The sequence below is a fragment of the Streptomyces sp. NPDC059679 genome (assembly GCF_042734105.1).
In the GTDB taxonomy this organism is placed as follows: Bacteria; Actinomycetota; Actinomycetes; order Streptomycetales; family Streptomycetaceae; genus Streptomyces.
The window spans coordinates 1-9,250 of the sequence record NZ_JBHWES010000139.1 but is presented as its reverse complement, the minus strand read 5'-3'; the positions used below and the strand labels follow the sequence as shown (position 1 = coordinate 9,250).

2 protein-coding genes are annotated in these 9,250 nt (G+C 71.0%); both read right to left on the bottom strand.

Annotated elements, in window-relative coordinates; all coding sequences use genetic code 11:
- A partial coding sequence (locus ACFV2X_RS54645) for an SDR family NAD(P)-dependent oxidoreductase (RefSeq protein WP_385631588.1) occupies positions 1 to 7,859 on the bottom strand: 7,859 nt, incomplete at its 3' end.
- Positions 7,856 to 9,250: SDR family NAD(P)-dependent oxidoreductase (locus tag ACFV2X_RS54640; RefSeq protein ID WP_385631585.1), on the bottom strand; the 1,395-nt coding region annotated here is incomplete at its 5' end. The genes ACFV2X_RS54645 and ACFV2X_RS54640, both read right to left, overlap by 4 nt.

The following is a 9,250-nucleotide window of genomic DNA, read 5'->3' as shown; positions in this document are numbered from 1 at the left end:
GCACCCAGAGCCCGCAGACCGGACAGCAGCTCCTCGCGGTCACCACCGACCACCACCGCCCGGTACTCCAACACCGACCGCGTGGACACCAGCGAATAGCCCACATCCACGGGCTCCAGCTCCGGATCGACCTCCACCCGCGCCAGCAGACCGGCCGCCTGCCCACGCAGCGCCTCGGCCGTCTTCGCCGACACCACCCACGGCAGGGCAGCAGGGGCCACGGCGGGCTCGGGCCGCGTGTCGGCGGAAGGCGGTTCCTCGGGCAGCGGGGCCTGTTCGATGATGGTGTGGGCGTTGGTGCCGCTGAGGCCGAAGGACGAGACGGCGGCCCGGCGCGGACGGCTGTGCTCCGGCCACTCCACGCACTCGGTGAGCAGCTGGATGTCCCCCATCGACCAGTCCACATGCGTGGACGGCGTGTCCACGTGCAGCGTCTTGGGCAGCACACCGTGCCGCATCGCCATCACCATCTTGATCACACCGGCCACACCGGCCGCCGCCTGGGTGTGCCCGATGTTGGACTTGATCGACCCGAGCAGCAGTGGGTGTTCGCGGTCCTGCCCGTAGGTGGCGAGAAGTCCCTGTGCCTCGATGGGGTCGCCCAGCGTGGTCCCGGTGCCATGCGCCTCCACCGCGTCCACATCCACCGGAGACAGACCCGCGTTGGCCAGCGCCTGACGGATCACCCGCTGCTGCGACGGACCGTTCGGCGCCGTCAGACCATTCGACGCACCGTCCTGATTCACCGCCGAACCCCGCACCACCGCGAGCACCTCATGCCCGTTGCGCCGCGCATCCGACAACCGCTCGAGCACCACCAGGCCGACACCCTCCGACCAGCCGGTCCCGTCGGCACCCTCCGCGAACGCCTTGCACCGGCCGTCGCCGGCGAGCCCGCCCTGAGCGCTGAAGTCGATGAACGGCCCGGGGGTCGCCATGACGGTGACGCCGCCGGCCAGCGCGAGGGAGCACTCTCCCGACCGCAGGGCCTGTACCCCGAGGTGCATGGCCACCAGGGATGACGAGCATGCCGTATCGACCGTGACCGCCGGGCCCTCCAGGCCCAGCGTGTAGGAGACCCGGCCCGACATCACACTGCCGGCCGTCCCGGTGCCGAGGAAGGCACGCACGTCCTGCGGGAATTCCAGGCGCCCCGACGCGTAGTCGTGGTGCAGCGATCCGACGAAGACACCGGTCTGGCTACCGCGCAGTGAGGTAGGAGCGATACCGGCTCGCTCGATGGCCTCCCAGGACACTTCCAGCAGCAGCCGCTGCTGCGGGTCCATCGCCAGCGCCTCGCGCGGCGAGATGCCGAAGAACCCCGGGTCGAACTCAGTAGCCGAGTCCAGGAACCCTCCCGCTCGTACATAGCTGGTGCCCCGGCGCGCACGGTTCGGGTCGTACAGCGACTCCAGGTCCCACCCGCGAGACGTCGGAAACTCCGAGATGCCGTCGCCCTCGGCGAGCACCAGATTCCACAGGTCCTCCGGCGAGAGGACCCCGCCCGGATAGCGGCAGGCCATGGACACGATGACCACGGGGTCGTCGTCCGTACGGACCGCCCCGGCCACGGGGGCCGCGACGGCGCTGTCGGTTCCGACCAGTTCCGCCACCAGGAAGTCGGCCAGCACGGCCGGCGTCGGGTAGTCGAAGACGAGTGTGGACGGCAGGCGCAGCCCGGTGGCCGTGTTCAGCCGGTTGCGCAGCTCGACCGCGGTCAGCGAGTCGAAGCCCAGCTCGCGGAACTCCCGCCGGATCTCCACCGCGTCCGGTGACGCGTATCCCAGGACGGACGCGACCTCGGCGCGCACCAGGTCCACCAGGATCTGGACCCGGTCGGCGCCCCGCAGCCCCGCCAGGCGCCCGCTGAGCTCGGCGGCGGCGCCGGATGCGGGCAGCGCCGCGGCCGCCGTACGCCGTGCCGGCCGGACGAGCCCACGCAGCAGGCCCGGTATCTCGCCGAGCGACCGCAGGGCCGTGAGGTCGAGCGGTACGGGGACGACCATCGCGTCGTGCAGCGCGGTGGCGGCGTCGAAGAGGGCCATGCCCTGCTCGGCGCTGATGGCCGGGAGTCCGGCGGTGCTCATCCGGTGCAGGTCGGCCTCGTTCAAACCGCCGGTCATCCCGCTGTCCTGGGCCCACGGCCCCCACACCAGCGACTGCCCGGCGCACCCCTCTGCCCGCCGACGCATCATCAGCGCATCCAGGAACGCATTGCCCGCCGCGTAATTCGCCTGCCCCGGTGCGCCCATTGATCCGGCCACCGACGAGAACACCACAAACGCCGCCAGATCCAGCTCGCGCGTCAGCTCATGCAGATGCCACGCCGCATCCACCTTCGGGCGCAGTACGGCGCTCAGCCGCTCCGGCGTCAGCGCCCCCACCACACCGTCGTCCAGCACACCCGCCGCATGCACCACGGCGGTCAGCGGATGCTCTGCCGGAATCGACGCCAGCACCTCCGCCACCGCGTCCCGGTCGGCCACATCACACGCCACCACCGACACCTCGGCGCCCAGCTCCGCCAACTCCGCCCGCAACTCGGCCGCACCCGGAGCATCCAGCCCACGCCGGCTCGTCAACAGCACATGCCGCACCCCACGCACACCCACCACATGCCGCGCCAGCACACTGCCCAGACCACCCGTACCCCCGGTGATCAGCACGGTGCCCTCGGGGTCCCACTCACGCGGCATGGTCAGCACGATCTTGCCCGTGTGCCTGGCCTGACTCATGAACCGGAAGGCGTCCCGCGCCCGCCGCACATCCCACGCCGTCACCGGAAGCGGCCGCAGCGCACCCGCCTCGAACAGCTCCACCAGCTCGACCAGCATCCGCTGTGTCCGGTCGAGCTCCACGTCCGCCAGGTCGAAGGGGAGGTAGTCACCGTCCACCGTTTCCGCGTCGCGGATGTCGGTCTTGCCCATCTCCAGGAACCGGCCGCCCGAGCGCAGCAACCGCACCGACGCGTCGACGAACTCACCCGCCAGCGAGTTCAGCACCACATCCACACCCCGCCCACCGGTCACGTCAAGGAACCGCTCCTCGAAGTCCGTCGAACGGGACGAGGCGATGTGGTCGTCCGGGATCCCCAGCGACCGCAACGCATCCCACTTGCCCTCACTCGCCGTCGCGAACACCTCAGCGCCCAGATGCCGCGCCAGCTGAACCGCCGCCATCCCCACACCACCGGCACCCGCATGCACCAGCACCGACTCACCCGACGACAACCCCGCCAAATCCACCAACCCGTAATACGCGGTGAGGAACACCAGCGGCACCGCCGCGGCATCCTCCAACGACCACTCGTCGGGGACCTTCACCAGCGCACGCTGGTCCACGGCGATGCAGGGCGTGAAGGAGCCGGCCACCAGGCCCATCACCCGGTCGCCGACGTGCAGCCCGGTCACCTCGGGGCCGGTCTCGACGACCACTCCGGCCGCCTCACCGCCCATGGGTGCGGCCTCTCCGGGATACATACCCAGGGCGCTGAGCACATCGCGGAAGTTGAGGCCGGCGGCGCGTACGGACAGTCGGACCTCGCCGGCCGCCAGCGGCCTGGTGGCCTCAGGGGCGGTCTGCAGGGCGAGGTTGTCCAGCCGGTCCCGCTGCCCGCTGTCCAGCCGCCACGGCGCATCCGCCGGGGGCATCAGGTTGGTCCCCGTGGCCATTCGGGCGAGCCGGCCGGTGCGTACGACGCCGTCGCGCACCACGACCTGGGGCTCGCCCGAGGCGAGTGCCGCGGGCAGCGCGGACATGGAGGTCTCCCGCTCGTCCACGTCGACGAGCAGGAACCTGCCCGGGTGCTCGGACTGGGCCGAACGCACCAGCCCCCATGCCGCGGCCCCGCCCAGGTCGGTCACCGTCGCACCGTCGTCGGCCGCGATGGCTCCCCTGGTGACGAAGAGCAGACGGGAGTCCGCGAACCGGTCGTCGGCCAGCCACTCCTGGATCAGGCCGAGCACCCGTGCCGTGACCTCGTGCACGCAGTGGGGGGTGGCGTCGGGGGTGGCGATCGAATCAGCGGGGTCGAGTGCCACGACGACCAGGTCGGGGCTGCCTTCCAGGGACGCCACATCGGTGCTCAGCTCGGCCACGTCCAAGGCGGCGACCGCGTCCATGGGGGAGGTCAGCGCGGGTGCCAGCACCCACTCCAGGCGGTACAGCGAGTCCTGTCGCGCCGTACCGGAGCCGGCCAGCTGATCGGCGGTCACCGGGCGCAGCGCCAGCGACTCGACCGAGATGACCGGCGCGCCGACCCCGTCGGCGGCGGTCAGGGACACCGATTCGGCGCCGGACCTGGCCAACCGCACCCGCAGTACGGAGGCCCCTCCTGAGTGCAGGGACACACCGTTCCACGAGAACGGCAGCAGTCCACGTCCCGGCTCCCCGAGATCCACGAACGAGACGGCGTGCAAGGCCGCGTCCAGCAGCGCGGGATGCACACCGAACGACTCCGCGTCCGCTGCCTGCTCCTCCAGCGCCACCTCCGCGAACACCTCGTCGCCGCGCTCCCAGGCCCCCCGGAGCCCCTGGAACAGCGGGCCGTAGCCGAACCCGCCCTCGGCGAATCGCTCGTAGAAGCCGTCGAGGTCGAGCGCGGCAGCTCCCTCGGGCGGCCATACGGAGGCGTCGAAGTCCGCGGTGCGCTCCTCCGCGCCCAGTACGCCGGAGGCGTGTTCCACCCACGGTTGCTCCACCGCGTCGGCGGGACGTGAGTACAGGTGTATGTTCCGGTGGCCCGAGTCATCGCCCGGGCCCACCCACAGCTGGACGGCGACCGCGTCCCGCTCGCCCAGCACCAGCGGCTCGGCCAGGGTGAATTCGTCGATCCGCGCGCAGCCGACCTGGTCCCCGGCGCGGATCGCCAGTTCCAGAAAACCGGTTCCCGGAAACAGCACCACGCCGCCCACGGCGTGGTCGGCAAGCCACGGATGCGACCGCAGCGACAGCCGGCCGGTGAACAGTACGCCGCCCGAGTCCGCCAGGCCGACGGCCGCGCCGAGCAGCGGGTGTTCTGCGGACATGAGTCCCAACCCGCTGGCGTCTCCGGTCCTCACCAGCGCGTTCGGCCAGTAGTGCTCATGCTGGAAGGCGTACGTGGGCAGGTCCACCCGCTGCGCCCCGGTCCCGGCGAGGAACGCCGTCCAGTCCAGCTTGACGCCGGCGATGTGCAGCCTGGCCAGCGCCTCGACCAGGGCTGCCTCGTCCTCACGGCCCTTGCGCAGGGACGGGATGACGACCGTGTCATCCGACTGGTCGGGCAGGCTGTCCTGCGCCATGGCGGAGAGCACACCGTCGGGTCCGACCTCCAGAAACGCGGTCACCCCCGCAGCGCTCAACGCGGCCACGCCGTCGGCGAACCGGACGGTCTCCCGTACATGCCGCACCCAGTAGTCCGGCGTGCAGACCAGCTCAGCCGACGCCACCTCACCGGTCACGTTCGAGACGAGCGGAACCTGAGGCGCCGCGTACGACAGCCCCTCCACCACACGCCGGAACTCATCCAGCATCGGATCCATCAACGGGGAGTGGAAGGCGTGGCTGACCGCCAGCCGCTTGGTCTTACGTCCCTCGGCCTCGAACCGGGCCGCGACCTCCAGTACGACCGCCTCATCGCCCGCGATCACCACCGAACGCGGTCCGTTGACCGCCGCGACCGACACCCCATCCGTCAGATACGGAACCACCTCGTCCTCGGTGGCCTGCAGAGACACCATCGCACCGCCCGACGGCAACTCCTGCATCAGCCGGGCCCGCGCCGCCACCAGCGTGCACGCGTCCGCCAGCGAGAACACCCCCGCCACATGCGCCGCCGCGATCTCACCGATCGAATGACCCGTCAGATGGTCCGGCGTGATCCCCCATGACTCCACCAGCCGGAACAACGCCACCTCGACGGCGAACAACGCGGGCTGCGTCCACCCCGTCTCATCCAGCAACCCCGCCTCGGCGGACCCGGGCTCGGCGAACATCACCTCCCGCAACGGCCGATCCAGGCCCCGGTCCAGATGCGCACACACCTCATCCAGAGCCTCCGCAAACACCGGGAACCGCCCGTACAACTCCCGGCCCATCCCCGCCCGCTGACTTCCCTGCCCCGAGAAGAACACCCCGAGCCCACCACCCGACCGCACTGCCCCGCTGAGCAGTCCCGGCGCGGAGGTGCCGTGCGCGAGCGCGCGCAGACCCTCGACGGCACCGGCACGGTCGGTGGCCAGCACCACGCCCCGACGCTCGAACGCCGATCGTGTGGTCGCCAATGAGAACACCACATCGACAAGGCGGGCGTCCCGGTCCTCGTCCAGGCGCTCGGCGATGCGCGCCGCCTGTGCGCGCAGCGCGCCCACCGTCTTTCCGGACACCGCCACCGGCAGCACGCCGGGGGCCGCGGTCGGCGTCGCCGTGTCGTCCCCGGCCTCCACCGTCGGGGCCTGCTCGATGATGGTGTGGGCGTTCGTACCGCTGATACCGAACGACGACACCGCGGCGCGGCGCGGACGCCCGGTCTCCGGCCACTCGGTCCGTTCGGCCAGCAGCTTCGCCGCACCCGCCGACCAGTCCACGTGCGAGGTCGGCTCGTCGAGGTGCAGGGTGGCGGGCAGCGTGCCGTGTCGCAGCGCCATGACCATCTTGATCACCCCGGCGACACCGGAGGCGGCCTGGGTGTGGCCGATGTTCGACTTGATCGAGCCCAGCAGGACCGGGTGTTGCTCGTCCCGGCCCTGACCGTACGTCGCGAGCAGCGCCTGTGCTTCGATGGGATCGCCCAGCGTGGTACCGGTGCCATGCGCCTCGACGACGTCGATGTCCGTGGCGGACAGCCCGGCGCCGGCCAGGGCCTGCTTGATGACGCGCTGCTGGGCCGGGCCGTTCGGCGCCGTGAGCCCGTTGGAAGCGCCGTCCTGGTTCACCGCCGAGCCCCGCAGCACTGCCAGCACCTCATGGCCATTGCGCTGGGCGTCCGACAGGCGCTCCAGCATCAGCATGCCGACGCCCTCGGACCAGCCCACCCCGTCAGCACTCTCCGAGAAGGACTTGCACCGGCCATCTGCCGCCAGGCCGCCCTGGGCGCTGAAGTCCACGAAGGGGCCGGGCGTGGCCATGACCGTCACTCCACCGGCCAGCGCCAGGGTGCATTCGCCACCGCGCAGCGCCTGGGCCGCCAAATGCAGCGCCACCAGCGACGACGAGCATGCGGTGTCCAGCGTCACCGTGGGGCCTTCGAGCCCCAGGGTGTAGGAGATCCGGCCCGACATCACGCTGCCCGCGGTGCCGGTGCCCAGGAAGGCCATCGTCTCCTGGGGGAACTCCGCGCCGGAGCCGTAGTCGTGGTACATCACTCCGGCGAAGACACCGGTCCGGCTGCCCTGGAGCGTGAGCGGGTCGATTCCGGCCCGCTCGATCGCCTCCCACGAGGTCTCCAGCAACAGCCGCTGCTGCGGATCCATCGCCAGCGCCTCACGCGGCGAGATCCCGAAGAACCCCGGGTCGAACTCGCCGGCCGAGTCCAGGAAGCCACCCTCACGCACATAGCTCGTGTTCCCGCGGGGGTCCCGGTCGGGGGCGTACAGCGCGTCCAGGTCCCAGCCGCGGGAGGTGGGGAATCCGGAGATGCCGTCACCTTCGCCGATGACGAGTCTCCACAGGTCTTCGGGCGACGCCACCCCGCCCGGGTAGCGGCAGGCCATCGATACGATCGCGATGGGTTCCTGCTTGCCCGCCTCGACCTCCTGGAGCCGCTGACGGGTCTGGTGCAGATCGGCGGTGACCCACTTGAGGTAGTCGACGAGCTTCCGGTCGTCAGGCATGGGAAGTGATCCTCCGTGTTTGGCTGAAAGCTGGGCGCCCGGGGTCACCGGTCGTTCATTCGGCCCAGTTCGTTGTCGATGAAGTCGAGAATCTCGTCGGCACTGGCCGATTCGAGCCGGTCGGTGGCGCCGGGACCGTCGCTCTCCGCCTCGGCCTTGGTCACCTTCGTGAGCAGCTGCCGGAGCCGGATGGCGACACCCGTCCGGGTGATCTCGTCGGAGAAGCCGTCCGACAGCGCGGCGTCCAGCCGGTCCAGATCCGCCATCCAGGAAGGCGTCGGATCGGGGGCGTCCGCGGGAACGAGTTCGTTCACCAGATATCCGGCCAGTACAGCCGGTGTCGGATAGTCGAAGATGAGGGTGGACAGCAGGCGCAGCCCGGTGCCGGAGCTCAGCCGGTTGCGCAGCTCGACCGCGGTCAGCGAGTCGAATCCCAGATCGCTGAACCGGTGTGCCGGGTCGATCTTTTCGGCCGACGCATACCCCAGGACCATGGCCGACTGCTCCTGCACCAGTCGGACCATGTACTCGGCGCGCTCGTCGGCCCGCAGGTTCAGCAGCCGGTCCCGCAGTGACTCGGACGTCTCCACGACGGTGGACCGCGCCACCGGACGAGGCCCGGCGCCGAGCAGGCCACGGAGCACCGGGGCCGCTGCGCCCTGGGCGCGGAGTGCGGCGAGATTGAGTTGGGCCGTGAGCACCACAGGGTGCCGCAGGGTGGTCGCCGCGTCGAACAGGGCCATGCCCTGCTCGGTGCTGATGGGCGGCATCCCGGCGGCGCTCATCCGCTGGATGTCCGTCTCGGTGAGCCCGCGGGTCATGCCGCTGTCCTGCGCCCACGGCCCCCACACCAGCGACTGCCCCGCGACACCCTCGGCCCGGCGGCGCATCATCAACGCGTCCAGGAACGAGTTGGCCGCGGCATAGTTCGCCTGCCCCGGAGCACCCATCGAGCCCGCCACGGACGAGAACACCACGAAGGCGGCCAGGTCCAGGTCGCGGGTCAGCTCATGCAGATGCCACGCCGCGTCCACCTTCGGCCGCAACACCCTGCTCACCCGCTCCGGCGTCAGCGCTCCCACCACGCCGTCGTCCAGCACACCGGCCGTATGCACCACCGCCGTCAGCGGATGGTCCACCGGAATCCCGGCCAGCAACCCGGCCACCGCATCCCGGTCCGAGGCGTCACACGCCACCACCGACACCTCGGCACCGTGCGCGATCAACTCCGCCTGCAACTCCACGGCGCCCGGAGCATCCAGCCCACGCCGGCTCGTCAGCAACAGACGCCGCACACCGTGCTCGGCCACCACATGCCGCGCCAGCTCACTTCCCAGACCGCCCGTGCCACCGGTGATCAGCACGGTGCCCTCGGGGTCCCAGCGAGGCGGCATGGTGAGCACGATCTTGCCCGTGTGCCTGGCCTGGCTCATGAACCG